The organism is Streptococcus infantis, assembly GCF_019929575.1.
In the GTDB taxonomy this organism is placed as follows: Bacteria; Bacillota; Bacilli; order Lactobacillales; family Streptococcaceae; genus Streptococcus; species Streptococcus infantis_L.
In genome coordinates, this window is sequence record NZ_JAHZPU010000004.1 from 1 (window position 1) to 25,979 (window position 25,979).

26 protein-coding genes and 2 other annotated features are annotated in these 25,979 nt (G+C 40.4%); of the genes, 22 read left to right on the forward strand and 4 right to left on the reverse strand.

All coding sequences use genetic code 11. From position 1 onward, the window contains the following. The first annotated feature begins 207 nt into the window (after positions 1–207). The 7 genes from K1I67_RS02435 to K1I67_RS02465 all read left to right on the forward strand — a co-directional run bounded on the left by K1I67_RS02435 (position 208) and on the right by K1I67_RS02465 (position 6,433). Entirely contained in the window at positions 208–1,356 is a 1,149-nt protein-coding gene (locus K1I67_RS02435; RefSeq protein WP_223338607.1) for a DUF4767 domain-containing protein, read from the forward strand. A gap of 148 nt (positions 1,357–1,504) precedes the next feature. Beyond that, positions 1,505–1,918, forward strand: coding sequence for a hypothetical protein (locus tag K1I67_RS02440; protein WP_223338608.1), 414 nt, complete (start codon positions 1,505–1,507; stop codon positions 1,916–1,918). A 423-nt stretch (positions 1,919–2,341) separates the two neighbouring features. Beyond that, positions 2,342–2,791: a MarR family winged helix-turn-helix transcriptional regulator gene (locus K1I67_RS02445; RefSeq protein WP_223338609.1), complete on the forward strand. Its 450-nt coding sequence runs from the start codon at positions 2,342–2,344 to the stop codon at positions 2,789–2,791. Positions 2,792–2,794: 3 nt separating this feature from the next. Beyond that, positions 2,795–3,559 carry a nuclear transport factor 2 family protein gene (locus K1I67_RS02450; RefSeq protein ID WP_223338610.1) on the forward strand — a complete coding sequence of 255 codons (765 nt, stop codon included), beginning with the start codon at positions 2,795–2,797 and terminating at the stop codon, positions 3,557–3,559. A 12-nt stretch (positions 3,560–3,571) separates the two neighbouring features. Next, positions 3,572–4,300 (forward strand): ATP-binding cassette domain-containing protein, encoded by a 729-nt coding sequence (locus K1I67_RS02455; protein ID WP_223338611.1) that lies wholly within the window; start codon positions 3,572–3,574, stop codon positions 4,298–4,300. Continuing rightward, positions 4,293–5,813, forward strand: a complete 1,521-nt coding sequence (locus K1I67_RS02460; RefSeq protein ID WP_223338612.1) for an ABC transporter permease/substrate-binding protein — start codon at positions 4,293–4,295, stop codon at positions 5,811–5,813. The genes K1I67_RS02455 and K1I67_RS02460 overlap by 8 nt, the downstream gene beginning before the upstream one ends. Next, positions 5,810–6,433: an endonuclease III domain-containing protein gene (locus K1I67_RS02465; RefSeq protein ID WP_223338613.1), complete on the forward strand. Its 624-nt coding sequence runs from the start codon at positions 5,810–5,812 to the stop codon at positions 6,431–6,433. The genes K1I67_RS02460 and K1I67_RS02465 overlap by 4 nt, the downstream gene beginning before the upstream one ends. 185 nt (positions 6,434–6,618) lie before the next feature. Here the strand turns inward: K1I67_RS02465 and K1I67_RS02470 are convergent, their stop codons facing one another. Next, positions 6,619–7,152 (reverse strand): TetR/AcrR family transcriptional regulator, encoded by a 534-nt coding sequence (locus tag K1I67_RS02470; protein WP_223338614.1) that lies wholly within the window; start codon positions 7,150–7,152, stop codon positions 6,619–6,621. Between the two features lie 133 nt (positions 7,153–7,285). Between K1I67_RS02470 and K1I67_RS02475 the strand changes: the two genes are divergently transcribed. Together K1I67_RS02475 and K1I67_RS02480 are read left to right on the forward strand one after the other, a co-directional pair. Beyond that, the gene (locus tag K1I67_RS02475) at positions 7,286–8,188 is read left to right on the forward strand and encodes a cation diffusion facilitator family transporter (protein ID WP_223338615.1); all 903 of its coding nucleotides are present in this window, start codon (positions 7,286–7,288) and stop codon (positions 8,186–8,188) included. 79 nt (positions 8,189–8,267) lie between these two features. Continuing rightward, positions 8,268–9,305, forward strand: coding sequence for a zinc-binding dehydrogenase (locus K1I67_RS02480; RefSeq protein WP_223338616.1), 1,038 nt, complete (start codon positions 8,268–8,270; stop codon positions 9,303–9,305). A 64-nt stretch (positions 9,306–9,369) separates the two neighbouring features. Here K1I67_RS02480 and K1I67_RS02485 read toward each other — a convergent pair whose 3' ends face one another. Then, positions 9,370–10,371, reverse strand: a complete 1,002-nt coding sequence (locus K1I67_RS02485) for a LacI family DNA-binding transcriptional regulator (protein ID WP_223338617.1) — start codon at positions 10,369–10,371, stop codon at positions 9,370–9,372. A 167-nt stretch (positions 10,372–10,538) separates the two neighbouring features. Between K1I67_RS02485 and K1I67_RS02490 the strand changes: the two genes are divergently transcribed. The 6 genes from K1I67_RS02490 to K1I67_RS10145 all read left to right on the forward strand — a co-directional run bounded on the left by K1I67_RS02490 (position 10,539) and on the right by K1I67_RS10145 (position 15,091). Beyond that, on the forward strand, positions 10,539–11,717 hold the full coding sequence (locus K1I67_RS02490) for a galactokinase (RefSeq protein ID WP_223338618.1): 1,179 nt from the start codon (positions 10,539–10,541) through the stop codon (positions 11,715–11,717). 18 nt (positions 11,718–11,735) lie between these two features. Further along, positions 11,736–13,217: a UDP-glucose--hexose-1-phosphate uridylyltransferase gene (locus K1I67_RS02495; RefSeq protein WP_223338619.1), complete on the forward strand. Its 1,482-nt coding sequence runs from the start codon at positions 11,736–11,738 to the stop codon at positions 13,215–13,217. Positions 13,218–13,286: 69 nt separating this feature from the next. Next, positions 13,287–13,691 carry a PaaI family thioesterase gene (locus tag K1I67_RS02500; protein WP_006152721.1) on the forward strand — a complete coding sequence of 135 codons (405 nt, stop codon included), beginning with the start codon at positions 13,287–13,289 and terminating at the stop codon, positions 13,689–13,691. 178 nt (positions 13,692–13,869) lie between these two features. Beyond that, positions 13,870–14,634: a DpnI domain-containing protein gene (locus tag K1I67_RS02505; RefSeq protein WP_223338620.1), complete on the forward strand. Its 765-nt coding sequence runs from the start codon at positions 13,870–13,872 to the stop codon at positions 14,632–14,634. Further along, the gene (locus tag K1I67_RS10140; protein ID WP_411575260.1) at positions 14,631–14,927 is read left to right on the forward strand and encodes a hypothetical protein; all 297 of its coding nucleotides are present in this window, start codon (positions 14,631–14,633) and stop codon (positions 14,925–14,927) included. Before K1I67_RS02505 ends, K1I67_RS10140 begins: the two co-directional genes overlap by 4 nt. Next, positions 14,924–15,091, forward strand: a complete 168-nt coding sequence (locus K1I67_RS10145; RefSeq protein WP_411575261.1) for a DpnD/PcfM family protein — start codon at positions 14,924–14,926, stop codon at positions 15,089–15,091. The genes K1I67_RS10140 and K1I67_RS10145 overlap by 4 nt, the downstream gene beginning before the upstream one ends. A gap of 100 nt (positions 15,092–15,191) precedes the next feature. On the opposite strand, the gene K1I67_RS02515 is transcribed toward K1I67_RS10145, so the two are convergent. Then, the gene (locus K1I67_RS02515) at positions 15,192–15,578 is read right to left on the reverse strand and encodes a bleomycin resistance protein (RefSeq protein ID WP_223338621.1); all 387 of its coding nucleotides are present in this window, start codon (positions 15,576–15,578) and stop codon (positions 15,192–15,194) included. 11 nt (positions 15,579–15,589) lie between these two features. After that, entirely contained in the window at positions 15,590–16,417 is an 828-nt protein-coding gene (locus K1I67_RS02520; protein WP_223338622.1) for an exodeoxyribonuclease III, read from the reverse strand. Positions 16,418–16,679: 262 nt separating this feature from the next. Between K1I67_RS02520 and K1I67_RS02525 the strand changes: the two genes are divergently transcribed. The 7 genes from K1I67_RS02525 to K1I67_RS02555 all read left to right on the forward strand — a co-directional run bounded on the left by K1I67_RS02525 (position 16,680) and on the right by K1I67_RS02555 (position 25,972). After that, positions 16,680–18,425: an ABC transporter ATP-binding protein gene (locus tag K1I67_RS02525; protein WP_223338623.1), complete on the forward strand. Its 1,746-nt coding sequence runs from the start codon at positions 16,680–16,682 to the stop codon at positions 18,423–18,425. Next, a complete protein-coding gene (locus tag K1I67_RS02530; RefSeq protein WP_223338624.1) occupies positions 18,415–20,157 on the forward strand; it encodes an ABC transporter ATP-binding protein in 1,743 nt (580 codons plus the stop codon). Before K1I67_RS02525 ends, K1I67_RS02530 begins: the two co-directional genes overlap by 11 nt. A gap of 105 nt (positions 20,158–20,262) precedes the next feature. Next, positions 20,263–20,955 (forward strand): sugar transferase, encoded by a 693-nt coding sequence (locus K1I67_RS02535; RefSeq protein ID WP_223338625.1) that lies wholly within the window; start codon positions 20,263–20,265, stop codon positions 20,953–20,955. A gap of 38 nt (positions 20,956–20,993) precedes the next feature. Then, positions 20,994–22,220: a DegT/DnrJ/EryC1/StrS family aminotransferase gene (locus K1I67_RS02540; RefSeq protein WP_223338626.1), complete on the forward strand. Its 1,227-nt coding sequence runs from the start codon at positions 20,994–20,996 to the stop codon at positions 22,218–22,220. Positions 22,221–22,286: 66 nt separating this feature from the next. Next, positions 22,287–22,511, forward strand: a binding site (T-box leader). 63 nt (positions 22,512–22,574) lie between these two features. Beyond that, complete coding sequence (gene trpB, locus K1I67_RS02545; protein ID WP_223338627.1) at positions 22,575–23,753, forward strand: tryptophan synthase subunit beta; 1,179 nt, start codon at positions 22,575–22,577, stop codon at positions 23,751–23,753. Further along, positions 23,750–23,976: a binding site (T-box leader), on the forward strand. It overlaps the preceding gene by 4 nt. Positions 23,977–24,047: 71 nt before the next feature. After that, complete coding sequence (trpE, locus tag K1I67_RS02550; RefSeq protein WP_223338628.1) at positions 24,048–25,409, forward strand: anthranilate synthase component I; 1,362 nt, start codon at positions 24,048–24,050, stop codon at positions 25,407–25,409. After that, entirely contained in the window at positions 25,406–25,972 is a 567-nt protein-coding gene (locus tag K1I67_RS02555; protein ID WP_045615265.1) for an aminodeoxychorismate/anthranilate synthase component II, read from the forward strand. Before trpE ends, K1I67_RS02555 begins: the two co-directional genes overlap by 4 nt. Positions 25,973–25,979 lie beyond the last annotated feature (7 nt).

Consider the following 25,979-nt stretch of genomic DNA (forward strand, 5'->3'; position numbering starts at 1 on the left):
TCTATACTGTTTTTTGCAACTCTAGTATATCAGATGAACATGTCTTTTGTGTTGCACTTCATTTTACAACAGGGCTTATAAGAATTATAGAACTTATTTACTTAGTATTTGTATATATAAGTTTTTTTTTATTTTACCGAAACTCTAAAATATTTGATATAATGTAGGCAGAGCTATGGTCACCATTCATTTTAAGAGGAGATTTTTATGGGTAATAGAAGTATAGTAGGAAATCTGTTTATTCTTATATTTAGTTTTTTGATAGTTGGTTGTAGTAATCAAAATTCGGATGTTTCTAGTAATGATTCTAGTTTACCTACTACAACTAGTCAGTCAACTACTAGTAACGAGATTAAGTCTGGGGAGTCTAAGAAAGATTGCAAAGATTTATACAAGCCAGTTTTTGAGGATTACAAAAAGATATTTTCTTCTTCTAAAGATTCAAGTGCAATTGCAAATCTTTATCAAAAATTGAATGCAACTGAACGCCCTATCAATAGTTGGTCAGTTGAAAATGTGGTTTTTCAATCAGATAAAATGAGTTATGCCTATGCAGATCTTAATAAAGATGGTGTAGGGGAATTGCTAATAGGAGTTGAGCAATCTAATGGTGATTATTTTATTTCGGGTCTTTATTATCTTGTAAATGAGAAACCGGTCCTTTTAGCAGAAGGTTTTGTAGCCGGCCATGGTGGTGCTAGAAATTCTATGAATATCTATAAGGGTGGAGACATCTTAGAATTAAGCTGGTCATCTGGTACAGGTGAAGGTAGGGGAGTACTTTATCATCTGAATTCGAGCCAACAAGCAGCAAGTAAAGTTCAGGAACAGGACATTCGTGTTCCTGGTAACAAAAGTTTGCATTCTGATTTTGGTAAGACAGAGGCAGAATTAATGAATTTCAAGCAACTAGATTGGCAGAAATTTGAAGATTCTAGTAACTCGGCTATCTCGGGAGATAAGCAAAGGGCCCCTTGGAATGCTAGGAAATCTGCTAAATTAGAAGAGTTCATAAAAGGGTGGGGTGAAAGACTTGGTCAACCTAATTACGAAAAGGGAATATCAGGAGGGGATGTTGGTGCAGATAATCTCTATACCTTTGGAGATGGACCAAGCGAAAAAATGAATGCCGAATACACGGATACAGGTTTAGGAACTGCTAAGTACCGTATTGTGGAACGCTATAGTAACTGGAATAAATACCCGGACGTGCATAGCTACTTTTTTGCGATAACTGATACTGGGGAAGCGATTGTTTTTCATTCTCCAACAACAAATGGTGGGGTTATGTACCTAAAACCGACAGAGAATACAGAGATCCAAGCAGAGTTTAAACGCTTAGTTGAGGAAGACTAGAAAAATGAAGAGTTTGGTCTTGGTCAATCTCTTTTTATAAAAATCTCTTTCTTCCATTTTTATGCTTTTTGAGTGTTTAATGTTATACTTGTGTTAAGTTAGATAGAAAAGTGTCATTCGATGATGATTTTATCAGTAAGGAGAATATATGCCAAAAAGTGTGAAGTTTCATAGTATTTATTATAGATTTGTTCTATTTATAATTATTTTATATTTTTTGGGTGTTCATCAAATTGCTGGGCGAGGTATTCAAACAGTTACTATCTTTGATTACGTCTTCAACTTTCATCAAACACAGTTAGGGTATTTCCTTCTTTTATTAATTTTAGTTGGCATTGGTATTAATTTTCTTTTTCCTTGGAAATTTTATATTACTCAGGATGGGATATACATTAGAAGGTTAGATTTATTTGTTCCTTGGAGTGATATTAGTGGAGTTTCCCATGTTTGGATTAACAAAGCGAGTAATTTTAGCAGAGGGCTTGTTTTTTATAACAATAAATGTTTAGTTTTCTATCGTAATAATAATAAACCGATTTGTATCTATAACACTTCTTTTTAGCCTTGTTTCTTGTCAAACTCTTTAATTCTCAGATCAAGACGAATATCATATCAGCTGGTTTTGCTACGGGATTTAATATTCTATTGAATACATCAATTGTCTGTTATCTTTACTTTCTTGATTTAAAAACTCTTAGTTTTAGTTATTTTTTACTTTTTTGCTTACTCTACTTTATAAAAAATTTTATCATTCCTTTATGCTTGGTTTCTAGTCAAAATTCTAAGTATGGTCCTTATCTGGTCCATAGTAGTTTATTTAAGAGAAATGCTTCAGATGTGATTCATGTTTAATTTTATAAAAATGGTGACTTTCTACTTTTGGGTAGGAAGTTTTTTATTATTTCTATATCGAAACAGTTGACAGATGTAACGGAAAGTATTACAATAAATTCAGAAAGTTCGATATAGAAGTAAAGAAAACAAAATGGACAAGATGTTAGGGGGCTACCAAGCTCTACAGATTCGATTGTTGAATGGGCGTATCTTTCAAAAACTCTTGAGCAAGGAACCAGATGCCCAATACAGAAGTGAGCAGGGAAAAATTTTAACAATCTTGTGGAAGCAAGAGTTGGGTTGTGCTACCGCAACTGATATTGCTCTTGCGACAGGTCTTGCAAACAATACGCTGACCAGTATGGTTAAGAAATTAGAAGAACAGGGTTTGGTTGCGATTAAGCCTTGTACACAGGATAAAAGAAAAAAATATATCTCTTTGACAGATCTCGGTTGGGCGCAAAAAGAAATTGGAGACCGTGTCAGTAAAGAGTTAGGTGAAATTTTCTACCAAGGATTTTCGAATCAAGAAATTCAGGAATTTGAAGCTTATCAAGAGCGTATTATCACTAATTTAAAGAAAAAAGAAAACGAGGAATAAATCATGTCCATTCAAGCACAAAATGCACAAAATCTATATATTCGTGCTATTCAAGATGGACGTGTAGTAGAAGCGCAAGCAAGTTCAGTAGGGGATACCTATATCCAACACTCGACAGGAGTGCCGGATGGGAAAGAAGGATTCGCTACTTTTTTTGCAGATTTTATCAAGCGTCATCCAGAACGTGAAATCAAGATTGTTCGTACCATTGAAGATGGCAATCTTGTCTTTGTCCATGTCCACCAGTACCTTAATGGAGGGGAAGCCCAATGGGTGACGACAGATACTTTCCGTGCAGATGAGAATGGACGCATCGTTGAGCATTGGGACGTTATTGACTACTATCGCACACCTGAAAATGGCCAACTAGATCAAATCTTTGGAGACTTTGAAATCACGGATTTGGATAAGACAGCGGACAATAAAAAGCTGGTTCGTCGTTTCTTGACAGAAATTTTCCAAAACAAGGAGTTCGACCAATGGGAAGACTTTGTTGCAGAGGATCTGATCCAGCACAATCATGAGATTGGGCAAGGAAGCCAAGTTTATAAGGATTACGTACGTGAGCATGATGTGACCTATGACTTTGTTTTCCAACTCTTGACGCAAGGGAATTTTGCAGTTAGCTATGGTCAGGTATTGATTGATGACGTTGCCTATGCTCAATACGATATCTTCCGTTTAGAAAATGGGAAAATTGTGGAACATTGGGATAATAAGGAAGTTATGCCTAAGGTAGAAGACTTGACCAATAGAGGGAAGTTTTAAAAGAGGAAGAACATGATTGAATACAAACATGTAGCCTTGCGCTACACGGATAAGGACATTTTAAAAGATGTCAATCTCCGCATTGAAAATGGAGAATTCATGGTGTTAGTGGGTCCTTCAGGATCTGGAAAGACCACCATGATCAAGATGGTGAACCGTCTCTTGGAGCCGACAGATGGCAATATTTATATGGATGGGAAACGCATCAAGGACTATGATGAACGGGAGTTACGTCTCAGTACCGGCTATGTCCTTCAGGCCATTGCCCTTTTTCCAAATTTAACAGTTGCTGAAAATATAGCATTGATTCCTGAGATGAAGGGTTGGAGAAAGGAACAAATAACCTCTAAAACAGAAGAACTCTTGAACAAGGTTGGCCTACCTGCTGCAGATTATGCTCATCGTTTACCAAGCGAGTTATCTGGTGGGGAGCAACAGCGGATTGGGATTGTGCGGGCTATCATTGGGGAACCAAAAATCTTGCTGATGGATGAGCCTTTCTCTGCTCTCGATGCCATTTCTCGCAAGCAGTTGCAGGCTCTTACCAAAGATTTGCACAAAGAATTCGGCATGACTACCATCTTCGTTACTCATGATACGGACGAGGCCTTGAAATTAGGCGATCGAATTGCTGTTTTACAAGATGGAGAAATTCGCCAGGTCGCAGAACCTGAAACAATTTTACAAGCGCCTGCGACAGAATTTGTAGCGAACTTGTTTGGAGGTAGCCTTCATGTCTAATTTGATTTCAACCTTTCAAGAGCGTTTTGGGGAATGGTTAACCGCTCTTGGTCAACACTTACAATTATCGCTTTTGACCTTATTGGTTGCTATTTTTCTGACCATCCCACTTGCGGTTTATCTAAATGGTCACAAAAAAGTAGCGAACTGGGTGCTACAAGTTGCGGGTATCTTCCAGACCATTCCTTCAATGGCCTTGTTGGGGCTCTTTATTCCTTTCATGGGGATTGGAACCTTACCAGCCCTTACAGCCCTTGTCATCTACGCTATTTTCCCGATTTTAGAAAATACAATCACAGCCTTGAACGGCATTGATCCTAGCCTTGAGGAGGCAGGGATTGCTTTTGGAATGACCAAGTGGGAGCGACTCAAGAAGTTTGAAATTCCACTGGCCATGCCCGTCATTGTATCGGGGGTTCGTACAGCAACCGTTATGATCATTGGGACAGCGACTTTAGCCGCTCTTGTTGGAGCTGGAGGATTGGGATCCTTTATCCTTTTGGGAATTGATCGTCGGAATGCTAGTCTCATTTTAATCGGAGCAATCTCATCAGCCATCTTGGCCATTCTCTTTAATGTCATTCTCAAATGGTTGGAAAAGGCAAAGTTGCGTACGATTGTTTCGGCCTTTGCTGTCATGATCCTTGGTTTGGGAGTTAGTTATGTTCCAAGCATCATCCCACATAATGAGAAAGACAATCTCGTCATTGCTGGGAAGTTAGGACCTGAACCTGAGATTCTCATGAATATGTATAAACTTCTCATCGAGGAAAATACGGATATGACGGTGACGGTCAAGCCTAACTTTGGGAAGACAGATTTCCTTTACCAAGCACTGAAAAAAGGAGATATTGATATCTATCCAGAATTTACAGGTACTATTACAGGCTCTCTCTTGCAGCCAACTCCTAAAGTGAGCAATGACTCTGAAGAAGTTTATGAAGTAGCGCGTGATGGCATTAAGAAGCAGGATAATCTAGTCTTGCTGAATCACATGGCTTATCAAAACACCTTTGCTATTGCAGTTTCAAAAAGTATAGCTAAAGAATATCATTTGAAGACTATTTCTGATCTAAAGGGAGTTCAAGATAAACTGAAGGCAGGATTCACTCTGGAGTTTAATGACCGTGAGGATGGAAACAAGGGGTTACAGTCTCTTTATGGACTAAATCTTAATGTGGCAACAATGGAGCCAGCCCTTCGCTATGATGCAATCAAGGCTGGTGATATACAGATTATGGAAGTTTACTCGACAGATCCAGAAATCGAGCGTTACCAACTTCAAATTTTAGAAGATGATCAGCACCTCTTCCCGCCTTATCAAGGGGCGCCACTCATGAAAGCTGAGTTAATCGAAAAACATCCGGAGTTGGAAGCTGTTCTTAATAAGCTAGCTGGTAAAATCACTGAAAGCCAGATGAGTCAGATGAACTATCAGGTTGGTATTGATGGTAAGGATGCTCATACTGTTGCACATGATTTCTTGGTGGAACAGGGATTATTGAAGAAATGATGAGGCAAGAAGAAATACAAGAGACTCTTTTGCGACTCTGTAAGCACTATGGAGAACAAAATTGGTGGCAATCGGATAACAAGCTTGAAGATCTGGTATCGACTATTCTTATCCAGCGAACATCTGAGAAAAATGCTAAGTTGGCTTTAGCTGGTCTTATGGATGTCATGACAGTAGAGGGTATCCTAGGATTATCGCTAGAAGATTTACAGGAACGTATTCGACCTGCTGGATTTTTTAAGCAAAAGTCTCAAACGATTAGGGGACTTCTAATCTGGTTAAGAGAAAATGGTGGTTTTGAGGTTCTTGCTAGGATTGGAACAGAAGATTTACGGAAGCAACTTTTGGAGTTAAAAGGGATTGGACCAGAGACTGCAGATGCACTTTTACTATATCTTTTTGATCGTTCAGTTTTTATTTCGGATGAATATGCTAGAAGACTTTTTCGACGATTAGGATTTGGAAATTTTGATACCTATAATGAAATGCATGCTGTTTATTGTAACGTATTGGAAGGACTCACCCTCAAACAATGCCAAGAGATTCATGCCGTTATTGATGAACATGGGAAAGTTTTTAGCAAAAGTAAAGGCCAGTTAGACGAAAGTTGGTTACGATAAAAAATTCTAAGACTTCTTGTCTTAGAATTTTTTTAGTTAATGTACTTGCTTAAAAAATCATAGTTTGATCAGATTAATAAATAGAAAGTAGAGGCAAAATATTCATGGTGAATGGAATATTTGAATGATAGAATGTTGACAGGTATTTTTCTTTTGAGTGGATATGAAATCTATAGTTGTGTTTGCTACTTCATCTCCATGACGTCTAAGTAAAATCTCACTACTTGATCCTCCGTGTAAGATTTCCCCTTTTTCAGCCACCAGGTCAATGTTTCGATAAAGTTAGTTACGACAAAATGCTTGAGATAAGAAGTAGGAATATTAGGATAGGAAACTTGCAAGTCCTTTGCTACCATGGGGTAAACATGATGTTCTAGCTCTTTCTGTAATTGACGGAGGAAGTAGTCGTTTTTAGAGAAAAGAAGATTGGTGACGTGGTCCTGGTTTTTCTTAAAATGCGAAAAGATATGGGACAAATAAGCTTCTGTAGATATATTTTCCTCGCGTTCAAAAAGATGATGAAAGAGATAACGGCAGAGCTCACTTAGGAGTAATTCCTTACTCTCATAGTGGCTGTAAAAGGTGGAACGACCAACGTCTGCTAGGTCAATAATCTCCTGAACAGTGATGGATTCAAAATTTTTTTGATTTAGTAATTGTAAAAAAGCAGTATAGATAGCTTTTCGTGTCTTGGTAATGCGGCGATCTTGAGCAACCATATGGACAATTTGAACAAATTGTTCAGTAACTTACAAAGAGAACAGTTTGCCCCTATCCTTTCTTTTCGGAGTAAGAGATAATACTAGTAAAGGGAATATTTATACTACTATTATACCAAAGGAGGATGAAAAAATGACAACGAAAGGTGCGGTTTGGCTAGCTTTTTTCTTAAATTTGAGTTATGCCATTGTTGAGTTTATCGCAGGAGGGATTTTTGGTTCTAGTGCGGTCCTTGCTGACTCTGTCCATGATCTTGGAGATGCAATCGCAATTGGGATATCAGCCTTTCTAGAAACAATTTCCAATCGTGAAGAAGACAGCCACTATACCTTGGGTTACAAGCGCTTTAGCCTTTTAGGGGCTATGGTAACGGCAGTGATTCTGATGACAGGGTCTGTTCTGGTTATCTTGGAAAATATAACAAAAATCTTTCATCCACAGCCGGTCAATGATGAGGGAATCCTCTGGCTAGGAATCATAGCGGTCAGTATCAATGTATTGGCAAGTCTAGTAGTTCGTAAGGGAAAAACTAAGAATGAGTCTATTTTGAGCCTGCATTTTCTGGAAGATACTCTGGGTTGGGTGGCTGTTATCCTAATGGCCATTGTTCTGCGATTTACCGACTGGTATATTCTAGATCCTCTCTTGTCTCTGGTCATTTCTTTCTTTATTCTCTCAAAAGCTATTCCACGTTTTTGGTCTACGCTTAAGATTTTCTTAGATGCTGTACCGGAAGGAGTGGATATCCAGAAGATTAAGACGGATTTGGCAGAGTTAGACCATGTCTCTAGTATCAATCAGCTCAATCTCTGGACCATGGATGGTTTGGAAAAAAATGCCATTGTCCATGTTTGTCTCAAAAAAGTGGAGCACATGGAAGTCTGTAAAGAAGCAATCCGTGCCATGCTCAAAGATTATGGCTTTCAAAACATCACCATTGAAGTTGATGCTGACCTAGTAACTCACCAAGCCCATAAGCGCAATATGGAGGAGATAGAAGCAGTCCAAAGCCATGGATATGAACATTATCATTAATGAGCTATAGTATAAGTGAGCGAAAGCTTCATAAATAGTGTATACTTGAAATAAGTTAGATACAGAGAGGTAAATGTTTATGAAATCAGCAGTTTATACCAAGGCAGGTCAGGTAGGTATTGAGGAAATCAAACGTCCAAGCATTCAAGAGGCGGATGATGTTATTATCCGTGTGGTTCGTGCTTGCGTATGTGGTTCAGACCTATGGAGTTACCGAAATCCAGATATTAAAGCGGGTCACAAAAATAGTGGACACGAAGCAATTGGAATCGTTGAAGAAGTTGGTGAGGCTATCACTACTGTAAAACCAGGTGACTTTATCATCGCGCCTTTCACTCATGGTTGTGGTCAGTGTGATGCCTGTCGTGCTGGTTATGATGGGACTTGTGACCGCCATATTGGAACCAACTGGTCAGGTGGTGTCCAGGCTGAGTATATCCGTTTCCATTTTGCCAATTGGGCACTTGTGAAAATTCCAGGTCAACCTTCAGATTATAGCGAAGGCATGCTCAAGTCACTTTTAACACTTGCTGATGTCATGCCGACCGGTTACCATGCAGCGCGTGTGGCTAATGTGCAAAAAGGCGACAAGGTTGTCGTTATTGGGGATGGGGCTGTTGGCCAATGTGCTGTCATTGCTGCTAAGATGCGTGGAGCTTCACAAATTATCCTTATGAGTCGTCACGAAGATCGACAACAAATGGCCTTGGAGTCAGGAGCGACAGCTGTTGTGGCCGAACGTGGTGAAGAAGGCATTGCCAAGGTGCGTGAAATCCTCGGAGGAGGAGCAGATGCAGCACTTGAGTGTGTTGGTACTGAGGCGGCTGTTGAGCAAGCACTGGGTGTCCTTCATAATGGCGGTCGTATGGGAATTGTTGGTGTGCCTCACTATAATAACCGTGCCCTTGGTTCGACCTTTGCTCAGAATATTTCTGTTGCGGGTGGAGCAGCTTCTGCAACAACATACGATAAGCAATTCTTGCTCAAAGCTGTTCTTGACGGTGATATTAATCCGGGTCGTGTCTTTACTTCAAGCTATAAACTGAAAGATATCGACCAAGCTTATAAGGCTATGGATGAACGCAAGACTATCAAGTCTATGATTGTGATGGATTAAAAAAAGAAAATCCTAATAGAGCACTGAAATCTCTATTAGGATTTTTTATGTTCAGTTGTTGTGCTTAATGCAAGGTACTTTCTCTTAAGGTTAGTTTAGTTCCTAGCATAGTAAGGCTTGGAATTTTACGGCCGTGAAGGACTTCTCTGTTCAAAATATCCATTCCTGTTCGTCCCATTTCCTCGGTGTAGACTGTAATACTGGAAAGTGGTGGGAACACTTGCTTGGTTAGAATAGTATCGTTAAAGGAAATAATGCTGACGCGCTCTGGTATGCTGATGCTGGCTTCTTGAAGAGCGCGAAGAGCACCGATTGCCAAACTATCACTAGCTGCAAAAAAGGCTTGTGGAAGGTTATCTCCTAATTTTTCGATAGCCTCTTTCATCAAGTCGTATCCAGATTGGGCAGTAAACTCTCCTTGGAAAATCAGTTCCTCATGATAGATTCCCAGTTCCTGTGTGTAGCTGATAAAGGCTTCAAGTCGTTTGTCATGGATTTGTTCCTCTTGATCAGTCGTAATCTCGAGTCCAGTCAGAATTCCAATCCTGTGCATGCCTTGATTGATAAAATAATCCAAGACTTGTTTGACAGCATTTGAAAAATCAGTGATAACACAAGTATGCCCTAAAGCTAGAGTGTCACTATCTAAAAATACTAGAGGTTTTTGATATTCTTCAAATGAAGCAATCTGTGCTCGACTAAATTTACCAATACAGAGGATACCAATCACTTCCTCACTAAGCGTGAAAGGTTGGTCGTTAAAATAGCGCAAAATGTCATAGTCTAACTCTTGAGCTCTCTTTTCAATTCCAAGACGGATCTGGTAGTAGTAGAGATCTTCTAATTCTCCTTGTTCGCTCACCCACTGGATGATAGCAATTTTTTGTTTGAGTTTATGACTTTCGCCTGTTTTGAGATGTTTTGTATACCCTAGTTCTTCTGCGACGGTTAAGATACGATGTCGAGTTTCTTCTGTAACAGATAGGCTCTGATCGCGATTGAGAACGCGGGATACAGTTGCGATCGAGACAGAGGCTAGCTGAGCGATATCTTTGAGTGTAGCCATAATTCCCCTCCTTTTTAGGTTATTATAGCATATTTTTGTTGCTTTTTACCTATAGTTTAGTAAAATATAGGTAAAAATGTTGACCAAAGCAAAACCCTTGGGTACAATAGAAGAAAACGATTACAGGTTAAGTTTTTTTACCTAACAATTGTCAAAGGAGAATTCATATGACACAACATCTTACTGCTGATGCACTTCGCAAGGACTTTCTTGCTGTTTTTGGTCAAGAAGCGGATCAAACTTTCTTCTCACCAGGCCGTATCAACTTGATTGGGGAACATACTGACTACAACGGTGGCCATGTTTTCCCAGCAGCGATTTCATTAGGAACTTACGGAGCTGCACGCAAGCGCGATGACCAAGTGTTGCGTTTTTACTCAGCAAACTTTGAGGATAAAGGAATTATCGAAGTTCCTCTAGCTGACCTTAAATTTGAGAAAGAGCACAACTGGACTAACTATCCAAAAGGTGTTCTTCATTTCTTGCAAGAAGCTGGCCATGTGATTGATAAAGGTTTTGATTTCTATGTATTTGGAAATATCCCAAATGGTGCAGGTTTGTCATCTTCTGCATCTTTGGAGCTTTTGACTGGTGTCGTGGCAGAATACCTTTTTGATCTAAAATTGGACCGTTTAGATTTAGTAAAAATCGGAAAATTGACAGAGAATAATTTTATCGGTGTTAACTCTGGTATCATGGACCAATTTGCTATCGGTATGGGGGCAGATCAACGTGCCATTTATCTGGATACAAATAGTTTAGAATATGACTTGGTTCCCCTTGATTTGAAGGACAATGTTGTTGTTATCATGAACACTAACAAACGCCGTGAACTTGCGGATTCTAAGTACAATGAACGTCGTGCTGAATGTGAAAAAGCAGTAGAAGAACTCCAAGTGTCCTTAAATATTCAAACCTTGGGTGAATTGGACGAGTGGGCTTTTGATGAATATAGCTACCTGATCAAAGACGAAAATCGCTTGAAACGTGCGCGTCATGCCGTTCTTGAAAACCAACGTACCCTTAAAGCACAAGCGGCTCTTCAAGCGGGAGATTTGGACAAGTTTGGTCGTTTGATGAATGCATCTCACGTTTCTCTTGAGCACGATTATGAAGTGACTGGCTTGGAATTAGATACCCTTGTTCACACTGCTTGGGCTCAAGAAGGTGTTCTTGGTGCTCGTATGACAGGAGCTGGTTTTGGTGGCTGTGCGATTGCCTTGGTTCAAAAGGATGCTGTTGAGTCCTTTAAAGAAGCTGTAGGCAAGCACTATGAAGAAATCGTTGGTTACGCTCCAAGTTTCTATATCGCTGAAGTGGCAGGTGGAACTCGCGTTCTTGAATAGTCAGAAGGAGGTTTTCTAGTGACCTTAGTAGAAACATTTGTTACCAAAGTCATTGCAGAAAGTACCTTTGAAGAGTTGGATCGGATTTATCTGACTAATCGTGTCTTGGCTTTGGTTGGTGATGCTGTCTTGGAAGTTGAAACAGTCCAATCGGACCTAATTGAACTCAAAGACCAACTGGTTGAGGAGGCTGTTCGACTAGCAAGCATTGAAGATAGCCAGACTGCGCGTGAGATACTAGGCGCTGACCTCATGGACTTGGTAACCCCTTGTCCAAGTCAGCTTAATCGTGACTTTTGGGATACCTATGCCCAGTCACCAGAGCAGGCGATTGCGAACTTCTACCAACTCAGTCAGAAGAATGACTACATCAAACTAAAGGCTATCGCAAAGAATATTGCTTATCGTGTTCCGTCTGACTACGGTGAATTAGAGATTACCATCAATCTCTCTAAGCCTGAAAAGGATCCAAAAGAGATAGCGGCAGCTAAGTTGGTTAAGTCGAGTAACTATCCTCAATGTCAGCTCTGTATGGAAAATGAAGGTTACCATGGTCGTGTCAACCATCCAGCTAGAAGCAACCATCGCATTATTCGTTTTGATATTTCTGGGCAGGAGTGGGGCTTCCAGTATTCGCCTTACGCTTACTTTAATGAGCACTGTATTTTCCTAGATAGCAAGCATCGTCCTATGGCCATTAGTCGCCAAAGTTTTGAACGTTTGTTAGCAATTGTGGAGCAATTTCCAGGCTACTTTGCTGGTTCGAATGCTGATTTGCCAATCGTAGGTGGCTCCATCCTGACCCATGATCATTACCAAGGTGGGCGCCATGTATTCCCAATGGAAGTAGCGCCATTACAGAAGAGTTTTACCTTTGCAGGTTTTGAAACTGTCAAAGCAGGGATTGTTCAGTGGCCTATGTCTGTGATTCGACTAACTTCAGATTCAGCAGATGATTTGACAGAACTAGCGGAAAAAATCTTACTGGCTTGGCGTCAATACTCAGATCCAAGTGTACAGGTCTTGGCAGAAAGTAATGGAACACCGCATCACACTATCACACCGATAGCCCGTAAGCGAGATGGGCAGTTTGAGTTGGATTTGGTCTTGCGGGACAATCAAACATCTCCAGAGCATCCAGATGGTATCTATCATCCCCACAAGGATGTCCAACATATCAAGAAGGAAAATATCGGCTTGATAGAGGTCATGGGCTTGGCAATCTTGCCACCACGCTTGAAGGAAGAAGTGGAGCAAGTAGCAGCTTACCTAGTCGGAGAGGATGTTTCAGTAGCAGATTATCACCAAGAATGGGCAGATGAGTTGAAAGAATCCAATCCTGGATTGACTGACAAAGACCAAGCTCTTAATATCGTCCAAGAATCTGTTGGAAAAATCTTTGCTCGAGTTTTGGAAGATGCAGGAGTTTACAAGCAAACAGAAGAAGGACAAGCAGCCTTTATGCGCTTTGTGGAGCAGGTTGGTATTTTGCCCGAATAAGTGCTTGTCTCTTGCGTAGAGTCTTGAAAAGTAGTATCATAGTGTCGTTTGAAATATCAGGAGGAACGTATGAAAGATTTTCACTTTGACGCTATATCTGCCTTTGAAAACTACGAAATTGAAAAAATGAGAGACGGTCACGTTGTGGTAACGACAAAAGTAGTGGACTCCTCACTTAACTACTATGGGAATGCTCATGGAGGCTATCTCTTTACCCTTTGTGACCAAATCAGTGGACTTGTGGTGATTTCGCTAGGATTAGACGGGGTGACACTCCAGTCTTCCATCAACTATCTGAAAGCTGGAAATCTAGGAGATGTTCTCACTATCAAAGGAGAATGTGTCCATCAAGGACGTACCACTTGTGTCGTCGATGTTGACATCATCAACCAAGATGGCCGAAATGTCTGCAAGGCAACCTTCACCATGTTTGTCACAGGACAACGGTCTGAAGATAGACAGGTGAGGATATAACATAAAGAATGAGTAGGAAAAATTATCCTACTCATTTTAATTTGTTAAAGAAGTTTACGAGAAATATATAAGAGCAGTGAAATACCAAGCTAATGGTTACTTATATGTGGTATAATAATCTTAGTTTATTTTAATAGCTAATATCAAGTGAATTCTCATTTGTGTGAGGAATTTTTTAATGAATTTACAGTTTAATTTAGAATTAGTAGAAACTTATAAAAGTAATAGCCAAAAGGCTCGTATCTTAACAGAGGATTGGGTTTATCGTCAGTCTTATTGTCCCAATTGTGGAAAGAAATCGTTAAATCATTTTGAAAATAATCGGCCTGTAGCAGATTTTTTCTGTCATGACTGTAGTGAGGAGTTTGAGCTAAAAAGTAAAAAAGGAAATTTCTCATCAACAATCAATGATGGTGCTTATACAACAATGATGGAGCGTGTTCAAGCAGATAATAATCCTAACTTCTTTTTTTTAACTTACACAAAAAATTTTGAGGTGGATAATTTTCTTGTCCTTCCGAAGCAATTTGTTACACCGAAATCAATTATTAAAAGGAAACCACTTGCGCCCACTGCTAGACGAGCAGGTTGGATTGGTTGTAACATTGATTTGTCACAAGTACCTTCCAAAGGTAGGATATTTCTTGTGCAAAATGGTCAAGTTAGGGACCCAGAAACAGTTACAAAAGAATTTAAACAAAGTTTGTTTTTAAGGAAAAACTCTCTTTCATCAAGAGGTTGGACCATAGAAATTCTAAATTGTATAGATAGGATAGAAGGTTCAGAATTTACTCTTGAAGATATGTATCGTTTTGAAGATGACTTAAAAAATATCTTTGTTAAGAACAATCATATCAAAGAAAAAATTCGGCAACAGCTTCAAATACTAAGAGATAAAGAAATAATAGAATTTAAAGGTAGAGGAAAGTATCGGAAATTATGAAAACGAAACAACGTATTGCACCTGAAGAGGTATATGATTTCTTAAAAGTCATCTGGTCTGATTATGAAACAGAGAGTAATTATGAAAACTTAAGTATAATGGTATATACTTTATCAGACCCTGATTGTGTAAGATGGTTATCTGAAAATATAGAATTTGGTGATAGGGAACAACTTTCTTTATTGAATAAAAAATACTGCTGGGAATATGGAGATGAATTACCAGAGTGGTTGGAAAGTCCAAAACATAGATTATTGCTAATTAGTGAGTTATTGGAGAGAAACTTAAGATGAAAAAGTATACTATAGAAATTACTGAAACTCTAACTCGTATAGTGAGTGTAGAAGCTGATACTGAGTATGAGGCAGAACGCATTGTGAGAGAAAAGTATAAGAATTGTGAAATAGTTCTTGATGCTGATGATTTTGTTGACTATGAAATCCATATATGTGAATAGGTGATCGCATAGAAGACAGCTAGATTAGGATTTAGTAATAAAAAAAAGAGGTCTATGCCTCTTTTTCTTATTTATGTTTCCACTGTAATACTCTATCATTCTATTCACTAAATCTTAAAAAATAGCCATCTGGGTCTAAAACTGCAAATTCATGAGGATAGATATATTGTTCACCAACACGAAATTCTCTTTTGGTCAAAGGACGATGAATAGGATAGTTAGACTCGATTACTTTCTGATAGAGTCGAGGGACATCCTCTATGCCGAAGGAGATATTGACTCCACGACCAAATGGGTAGTTTAGTTCAGCTAGTTCCTCCTTACTCCCCTCCTCTAGCATTAGTTGGCAATCTTCAAGCGATAAGAAGAGGAAGTTTTCTTCTGGTCGCTCGTATTCGATAGTAAAACCTAGTAAATCACAGTAGAAGGAACGAGACTGTTCTAAATTTGAGACTATAAACTCGGGAATAACTGCATTGTAGTTCATATAGAAAATCCTTATAATTCAATCTCCAAGACAATCGGTGTATGGTCTTGGCGTGCGCCTGAGTCAATCATATCTGACTTGGTAACCTTGTCTGCCACACGGTTACTTGTGAGCCAGTAGTCGATTCTCCAGCCTGTGTTGTTGATTTTTGAAGTCTTGCTGCGTTGTGCCCACCAAGTATAGCGTTCTGGCACATCGCCATGGATATGGCGGAAGGTGTCTGTAAATCCTTTAGCCAAAAGACTTGTAAATCCTTCACGTTCTTCGTCTGTAAATCCTGGTGAACGACGGTTGCTAGCCGGGTTAGCAAGGTCAATTTCCTTGTGAGCAACGTTATAGTCTCCAGTTGCTAGGACAGGTTTTTGCTTGTCTAGTTCAGCCAAGTATTCCGCATATTTGACGTCCCAGACTTGACGTTCTTCTAAGCGTTTGAGTCCGTCTCCAGCGTTTGGTGTGTAGACTTGAGTTACGAAAAATTTATCAAATTCAAGAGTAATGATGCGTCCTTCCAAGTCCATAGTAGAAGGGGCGCCAATCTCTGGGAAGCTGATAGTTGGAGTGAGTTCTTTCTTATAGAGGAACATGGTTCCAGCATAGCCTTTACGGGCAGGCTCTTGAGAGGAACGCCAGGTGTTTTCGTAACCTGGGAAGAGTTCTTCCAGTACCTCAAGGTGTTTTTTTGTAGGGCCTTTAGCTGAAAGCTTGGTTTCCTGGATAGCGATGATATCAGCATCTTCGGCTACCAAGGTTTGTAGGACATCTTGTGACAGTTTCGCACGCGCAGAGTCGCTTGTCAATGCTGCATTGAGGGAGTCAATGTTCCATGAGATTAGTTTCATAGTGTGTACCTTTTCATTCAGATTATAGACAATATTATACCAGAAAAAGAAGTATTTCCCCAGCGTATAGTTTGAAAAATCAAGGTCATTCCTATATAATAAAGAATGATTTATGTAAAAGATTGAAAATAAATGAAATGTTACTCCTATGAATATCTTTATCACTGAGTATGACAAAGTTCAAGTGAGTGTCGTCACCTATGAATAAGAAAAACCTGGGGTTCATGCCTCAGGTTTCCATTTGTTATTAGAAAGGAATACTATGTCCATCATCCAAAAACTTTGGTGGTTTTTTAAGTTAGAAAAACGCCGTTATCTCGTTGGAATTGTAGCTTTGGTTTTGGTTTCTGTACTAAACCTCATCCCACCTATGGTTATGGGGCGCGTAATCGATGCCATTACTTCAGGACGATTAACACAGGACGAGCTCCTGCTTCATCTCTTTTATCTCCTGCTGGCTGCTTTCGGGATGTACTATCTGCGTTATGTTTGGCGCATGTATATCCTAGGAACCTCCTACCGACTTGGGCAAATCATGCGTTCAAGACTATTTGAGCACTTTACAAAAATGTCGCCTGCTTTTTATCAGAATTATCGGACTGGGGATTTGATGGCTCACGCAACCAATGATATCAATGCTCTGACTCGTCTAGCAGGTGGTGGTGTCATGTCGGCGGTGGATGCTTCCATCACAACCTTGGTGACTTTACTAACCATGCTCTTTAGTATTTCTTGGCAGATGACCTTGGTTGCCATTCTTCCTTTGCCATTTATGGCCTATGCGACTAGTCGTCTGGGGAGAAAGACCCATAAAGCTTTTGGGGAATCGCAAGCAGCCTTTTCTGAACTCAACAATAAGGTTCAGGAGTCTGTATCAGGTATCAAGGTAACCAAGTCCTTTGGCTATCAGGCTGATGAATTGGCATCTTTCCAAGAAGTCAATGATTTGACCTTCCAAAAGAATCTGCAAACCATGAAATATGATAGTCTCTTTGATCCTATGGTTTTGCTCTTTGTTGGTTCTTCTTATGCCTTAACTCTCTTAGTCGGTGCCTTTATGGTGCAAGCAGGACAGGTAACCGTCGGAAATCTGGTTACCTTTATCTCTTACTTGGATATGCTGGTCTGGCCCTTGATGGCCATTGGTTTCCTCTTTAATATCACTCAGAGAGGAAAAGTTTCCTACCAACGGATTGAGAGTCTCTTGTCTCAAAAATCACCTGTCAAAGACCCAGAATCTCCACTTGACGGAATTGAAAACGGGCGCTTAGACTATGCCATTGATCGTTTTGCCTTTGAAGACGAGGAGACGCTGAGAGATATACATTTTAGTCTCGAAAAAGGGCAAACCTTGGGCTTGGTTGGACAGACTGGTTCAGGGAAAACAGCTTTGATTAAATTGCTCCTACGTGAGTATGACGTTGACCAAGGAGCTATTTATCTAAATGGTCACGATATTCGTGCCTATCGACTAGCTGACTTACGAAGTTTGATGGGATACGTCCCACAGGACCAATTTCTTTTTGCCAGTTCTATCAAAGATAATATCCGCTTTGGAAATCCCGACCTACCTTTCTCAGCAGTAGAAGAAGCGACTCAGTTGGCTCAAGTCTATCAAGACATTCAAGCCATGCCTGAGGGATTTGATACAGTTATCGGGGAAAAAGGTGTTAGTCTATCTGGTGGACAAAAGCAACGTCTGGCTATGAGTCGGGCTATGATTTTAAATCCTGATATCTTGATTTTAGATGATTCCTTGTCAGCTGTGGATGCTAAGACAGAGTTCGCAATCATCGATAATCTCAAGGAAACTCGTAAAGATAAAACGACCATCATCACTGCCCATCGTCTCAGTGCAGTTGTTCATGCTGATTTGATCTTGGTTATGCAAAATGGACAGATTATCGAACGTGGGACTCATGAGGACTTACTAGCCTTGGATGGTTGGTACGCCCAAACCTACCAGTCTCAACAGTTAGAAATGAAAGGAGAAGAAGATGCGGAATAAACAAGAACAATGGGCTGTATTGAAACGCTTGTTGTCCTATCTCAAGCCTTATGGCCTCCTCACCTTTTTAGCCCTTGCTTTTCTCCTTGCGACGACTGTTATTAAAAGCGTAATTCCCCTAGTAGCTTCCCACTTTATCGACCAGTATCTAAACAATCTCAATCAACTTGCTGTTACAGTTTTGCTAGTTTACTATGGGCTTTACATTCTTCAAACCATTGTCCAATATGTGGGGAATCTCCTTTTTGCGCGCGTGTCCTACAGCATCGTTAGAGATATTCGACGTGATGCCTTTGCCAATATGGAAAAACTAGGCATGTCTTATTTTGATAAAACACCTGCAGGTTCCATCGTTTCTCGCTTGACCAATGACACTGAGACCATCAGTGATATGTTTTCGGGTATCTTATCTAGCTTTATCTCGGCAGTTTTTATATTCGTGACGACCCTTTATACCATGTTAGTTTTGGACTATCGTCTGACTGCTTTAGTATTGCTCTTCCTACCTTTGATTTTCCTTTTGGTCAATCTCTACCGTAAAAAATCTGTCAAGGTCATTGAAAAAACCAGAAGTCTACTGTCTGATATTAACTGTAAGCTGGCAGAAAATATTGAAGGAATTCGTATTATTCAAGCCTTTAACCAAGAAAAACGCCTGCAAGAAGAGTTTGATGAGATAAACCAGGAACACCTAGTCTACGCTAACCGTTCAGTAGCCTTGGATTCTCTCTTTTTACGTCCAGCTATGAGTTTATTGAAGCTGTTGGGCTATGCAGTTTTGATGGCTTATTTTGGCTATCGCGGACTTTATCTAGGAATAACGGCAGGAACCATGTATGCCTTTATCCAGTACATCAACCGTCTCTTTGATCCCCTCATCGAGGTAACGCAAAACTTTTCTACTCTTCAGACATCCATGGTGTCAGCAGGTCGTGTTTTTGCACTCATCGATGAATCCAACTATGAACCGGTCCAAGAAAATGGCCAAGCCGAGATTCAAGAAGGAAATATCCGCTTTGAGCATGTGTCCTTCTCTTATGATGGAAAACACCAAATTCTAGATGATATTTCTTTTACTGTCAATAGAGGGGAAACCATTGCCTTTGTCGGACATACAGGATCGGGAAAATCTTCTATCATCAATGTTCTCATGCGCTTTTATGAATTTCAGTCAGGTCGAGTGCTTTTAGATAATGTGAATATTCGAAAATATAGCCAAGAGGAGCTGAGAAAAAATATCGGTTTGGTTCTACAGGACCCCTTCCTCTATCATGGGACCATTAAGTCCAATATCGCCATGTACCAAGATATCAGCGATGACCAGGTTAAGGCTGCGGCAGAATTTGTCGATGCAGATTCTTTCATTCAGGACCTTCCATTAGGCTATGATGCTCCTGTGTCAGAGCGTGGTTCGAGTTTTTCAACTGGTCAACGTCAGCTTCTTGCCTTTGCTAGAACTGTTGCCAGTCAACCTAAAATCCTGATTTTGGATGAAGCAACAGCCAATATCGACTCTGAAACAGAAGCTCTGGTCCAAAATTCCCTAGCTAAGATGAGACAAGGTCGGACAACCATCGCCATCGCCCATCGTCTCTCTACTATCCAAGATGCCAACTGTATCTATGTCCTTGATAAGGGATGTATTATTGAGAGTGGAACACACGAGGAGCTTTTGGCTTTGGGTGGAACCTATCACAAGATGTATAGTTTGCAGGCAGGAGCTCTTTCCTAAGGAAGAATTCCTTTAAATCACAGATTTCTTGCACTGCCTCTTTCATTTTGTGGTATAATGTAGAATGTTTAAAGATTACATATTAAAAAACAGAGGAGAATGTGCATGCTGAAATGGGATGAACTACCTCAAGAAATGCAATTAAGTGAGGTAAAACCATACTACCAGCTTGTTTCTAAAAGGAAAGGCTCTCTGATTCTCAAGCGTTGTCTAGACTTGTTTCTAGCCTTGGTCTTGTTAATCTTGACTTCACCCGTATTTCTGATTCTAAGCATTTGGATCAAGCTAGATAGCAAGGGCCCAGTTATTTACAAGCAAGTGCGGGTAACCCAGTACAACCGACATTTCAAGATTTGGAAATTCCGGACCATGGTAACGGATGCGGACAAGAAAGGAAGTCTGGTAACTTCTGCCAATGACAGTCGCATCACAAAGGTTGGAAATTTCATTCGCCGTGTGCGTTTGGATGAATTGCCGCAATTGGTTAATGTTCTCAAAGGTGAGATGTCCTTTGTGGGAACTCGTCCAGAAGTACCACGCTACACAGAGCAGTATAGCCCTGAAATGATGGCTACCTTGCTCTTACCTGCAGGGATTACGTCCCTTGCCAGCATTAACTATAAGGATGAGGATGCCATCATCAGTCAAATGACTGCAAAAGGCATGACTGTTGACCAGGCTTATGTGGAAAGAGTCCTTCCAGAAAAAATGCACTTTAACCTAGCCTACCTACGTGATTTTAATTTCTTCGGAGATATCAAAATCATGTTCCAGACTGTATTTGAAGTTTTAAAATAAGTAGTCACAAGAGTGAATACAGTAAAAGGAGTAAATCAATGACCAAGTATAATATTCCATTTTCACCACCTGATATTACCGAAGCTGAAATTGCTGAGGTAGCTGATACCCTTCGTTCTGGTTGGATCACAACAGGTCCAAAGACAAAAGAATTGGAACGTCGTTTGTCTCTTTACACACAGACACCTAAGACGGTCTGCCTCAACTCTGCAACAGCAGCTCTTGAATTGATCTTGCGTGTGCTGGAAGTGGGTCCTGGCGATGAAGTTATCGTTCCAACTATGACTTATACAGCATCATGTAGTGTCATTACTCACGTAGGTGCTACACCAGTTATGGTTGATATCCAAGAAGATACTTTTGAGATGGATTATGACCAACTAGAGCAAGCTATTACTGAGAAGACTAAGGTTATCATCCCGGTAGAACTAGCAGGGATTATCTGTGACTATGACCGTTTGTTCCAAGTTGTAGAAAAGAAACGTGACCTATTTACAGCTGCTAGTAAGTGGCAAAAAGCCTTTAACCGTATCGTGATTGTCTCTGATAGTGCCCATGCTTTGGGGTCAAGCTACAAGGGACAACCAGCTGGTTCAATCGCTGACTTCACATCATTCTCTTTCCACGCAGTTAAGAATTTTACAACTGCAGAAGGAGGAAGTGCAACTTGGAAGGCAAATCCAGCAATTGACGATGAAGAAATGTACAAGGAATTCCAAATCCTATCTCTTCATGGTCAAACCAAAGATGCGCTTGCTAAGATGCAACTAGGTTCATGGGAATACGATATCGTAACACCAGCCTACAAGTGCAACATGACAGACATCATGGCTTCACTTGGTTTGGTTCAGCTAGATCGTTATCCTGCTTTACTACAACGTCGTAAGGATATTGTGGATCGCTATGACCGTGGATTTGCAGGAACTCGGATTCACCCATTGGCTCATGAGACAGATACTGTTGAGTCTTGTCGTCACCTTTACATCACCCATGTGGAAGGAGCTAGTCTCGAACAACGCAACCAAATCATTCAAGAATTGGCCAAGGCAGGAATCGCAAGTAACGTTCACTACAAACCGCTTCCGCTTTTGACAGCCTATAAGAATCTTGGTTTCGATATGGCAGATTATCCAAAGGCTTATGCCTTCTTTGTAAACGAGATTACACTACCACTTCATACCAAATTAACAGATGAAGAAGTAGATTATATCATTGAGACTTTTGTCAGAGTTTCTGAAGAAGTTCTTGCTTCTTCAAAAAACTAATTAAAAAAATTAGTAAAAAATGAATGAAAACGGTTGACAAAGAAAAGGCAATAACATATAATTAACTCAACAAATCAGAAAAGTAGTTATTTTTGATCTTCAGGGAGCCTGTGGTTACTGTGAACAGGTGGTTGAAAGTAGTGAAATTGGGCTGATTTTAAAAGTGAATTTGAAACAATGAAAATTCGGTAGGCACACCTTACAGTGCAACTTGTTGTTAGACAAGGCAGAGATGTAAAGGGGATAGTCTCTTTACAATTGAGGTGGTACCGCGTTACAAACGCCCTCACATGGAAGTAGATTCCATGTGTGGGTTTTTTCATATTTTGGAACAATGGAAAAGAGGAAAATTTTATGACAACAAAAGGATATTTTGGACAATTTGGTGGTAGTTTTGTACCAGAACCAATTCAGGCTTTGCTAGATGAATTGGAAGTGACATTTGAAAAATACAAAGATGATCCAGAATTTTTAGCTGAGTTTCGCCATTACTTGAAGGATTATTCAGGTCGTGAAACACCGCTATACTATGCAGAGAGCTTGACAGAGCACCTAGGTGGAGCTAAGATTTATCTCAAACGTGAAGACCTTAACCACCTTGGTTCACATAAACTCAATAACGTTTTGGGACAAATTCTTCTTGCTAAACGCATGGGTAAAAAACGTGTCATTGCTGAAACAGGAGCTGGTCAACACGGTGTTGCGACTGCGGCTGCTGCAGCCAAGTTTGGTATGGCCTGTGATGTCTACATGGGGGCAGAAGATGTGGAACGCCAACGTCTCAACGTCTTCCGCATGGAGATGATGGGAGCAACTGTTCACGCAGTTGAAACAGGAACACGTACTCTGAAGGATGCGGTTGATGCAGCTTTTGGAGCATGGATGAATGACCTTGAAGCCTTCTATGTTCTGGGTTCTGCTGTAGGTCCTCACCCTTATCCAACCATTGTCCATGAGTTCCAGAAAGTCATCAGTGAAGAATCTCGCCGTCAAATCTTGGAAAAAGAAGGACGTCTGCCAGATTACGTTATTGCCTGTGTAGGTGGTGGTTCCAATGCCATCGGAGCCTTTTCACAATATGTAGCTGATGAAGAAGTGAAATTGGTCGGGGTAGAGGCTGCTGGTCATGGTCTAGATACTGATAAACACGCAGCAACTATGACTAAGGGTAGTGTCGGAATTGTCGATGGAATGAAGACCTATGCAGTCTTTGGTGAAGACGGAAATGTTGCACCAGTTTACTCTATCTCAGCAGGTTTGGACTATCCAGGGGTTGGTCCAGAACATGCCTTCTTTAAAGACTCTGGTCGTGTAGAGTATGTAGCAGCGACAGACGAAGAAGCTGTCCAAGCCTTGCTTTTATTAAGCAAAACAGAAGGAATCATCCCAGCAATTGAAAGCTCACATGCTATCGCTGAAGCAGTCAAACGCGCACCAAAACTAAGTAAAGATGAGATTATCATCATCAATGTCTCTGGTCGTGGAGACAAGGACGTAGCTGCCATTGCAGACTACCTTGAAGCTAAAAAATAAAAGATGGAAAAGTTACAGAGATTTCTCTCACAGAGAGCTTGTGGATGCTGAAAACAAGCAGAGAAAACTGTAAGATTGGGTCTATCTGAAAATGAGAGAAGAAAACATAATTCTCAAGGGAGTGCCCTTTATCGCACAGCCTGTTACAGGAAGATTCTGAGACAGGAATGAGAGATAGGAGAAATCCTATAATTGAGGTGGCACCGCGAATTTCGTCCTCACGCAAGTTATTTTGCGTGGGGATTTTTTGTAGAATCAACACGGAATTTAAGAAGAACTGAAAGGGAAATTACAATGGAACGAATCATTCATGGAGATGTTTTATCACCAATCTTGGCTTATATGCGTTTGAACGGACAACACAAGGTCATCCTTGAAAGTATCCCAAGAGAAAAGGAAAATGCTCGATTTTCTATCTTAGCCTATAACCCAGTTTTTGAAATTAAGTTCGAGAATGGAGTCCTATATCAAAATGGCCAAGTGATTGATCGTGATCCCTTGGATTTCCTCTATGAGGTGACTCATAAGAGCCATCACCATTCAGACCTACCTTTTGGTGGTGGGGCCATCGGCTTTGTTGGTTATGATATGATTTCTCTTTATGAAGAAATTGGTCAGCTTCCTGAGGATACGATTGGGACACCAGATATGCATTTCTTTGTTTACGAGAGTTATATGGTATTTGACCACAAGAAAGAAAAAATTCATATCATCGAGGATACTCTTTACAGTGATCGAAGCAATGAAGAACTAGAAGCAGCTTTGGATCAAGTTTTAGAGGAGTTGAAAATCCCTGCTCCAAATGAATTTGAAGATTTGGACGTTTCACCGCTTCAGTTTAGACCACATATTGCACCTCAGAAATTTGAAGAAATGGTAGAAACAGCTCGCGACTTGATTCGCAATGGAGATATGTTCCAATGTGTACTCAGTCAGCGCTTCTCCGCAGAGGTAACTGGAAATCCTTTTGACTTCTACAGAAATCTTCGAGTGACCAATCCATCAAATTACCTCTACTTTTATGACTTTGGAAATTACCAAATTATCGGTGCCAGTCCTGAGAGCTTGGTTTCCGTCAAGAATGGTATCGTGACAACCAATCCAATTGCAGGTACGCGACCAAGAGGCGCTACGGATGAAGAAGACAAGGATTTGGCGACAGACCTGCTTTCGGATGAGAAGGAAACAGCAGAGCATCGGATGTTAGTAGACTTGGGACGTAATGATATTGGTCGCATCTCTGAAACAGCAAGTGTCCAAGTAACCAAGTATATGGAAGTCGAACTTTTCCGTTATGTCATGCATTTGACCAGCGTGGTTAAGGGGCGTTTGCTTCCAGAACTCACTGCCATGGATGCCTTGAAAGCAACACTTCCTGCTGGAACAGTTTCAGGAGCACCAAAGATTCGGGCCATGAAACGCATCTATGAACTAGAAACAGAAAAACGTGGCGTATACGCAGGAGCAATCGGCTACTTGTCTGCGACGGGTGATATGGATTTCGCCATCGCCATCCGAACTATGATTCTCAAAAATCAAACAGCCTATGTGCAGGCTGGGGCAGGGATCGTCTACGACTCTATCGCCCAAAACGAATACCAAGAAACCATTAACAAAGCTAAATCTATGACTAGAATGGGAGAACTAAGACCATGATTTTATTGATTGACAATTATGATTCATTTACTTATAACCTGGCTCAATATATAGGGAATTTCGCAGAAGTTCAGGTTTTGAGAAATGATGATCCACATCTTTATGAACATGCTGAAAAGGCAGATGGACTGGTCTTTTCTCCTGGTCCAGGTTGGCCAGCTGATGCTGGGAAAATGGAAGAAATGATTCGTGATTTTGCAGGTAAGAAACCTATTCTAGGGATTTGTTTGGGGCACCAAGCCATTGCAGAAGTCTTCGGTGGTAAGTTGGGTTTGGCTCCTAAAGTTATGCACGGTAAACAAAGCCAGATTCGATTTGAGACTCCTTCAGTTCTCTATCAAGGAATCGAGGATAATCGTCCAGTCATGCGTTACCACAGTATTTTAATTGAAGAGATGCCTGAAGAGTTTGAAGTGACAGCTCGTTCAACAGATGACCAAGCTATTATGGGGATTCAACACAAAACATTGCCGATTTATGGCTTGCAGTATCATCCAGAAAGTATTGGAACACCAGATGGCCTATCTTCGATTCAGAATTTTATCGAGAAAGTTGTAAAGTGAGGAAAAT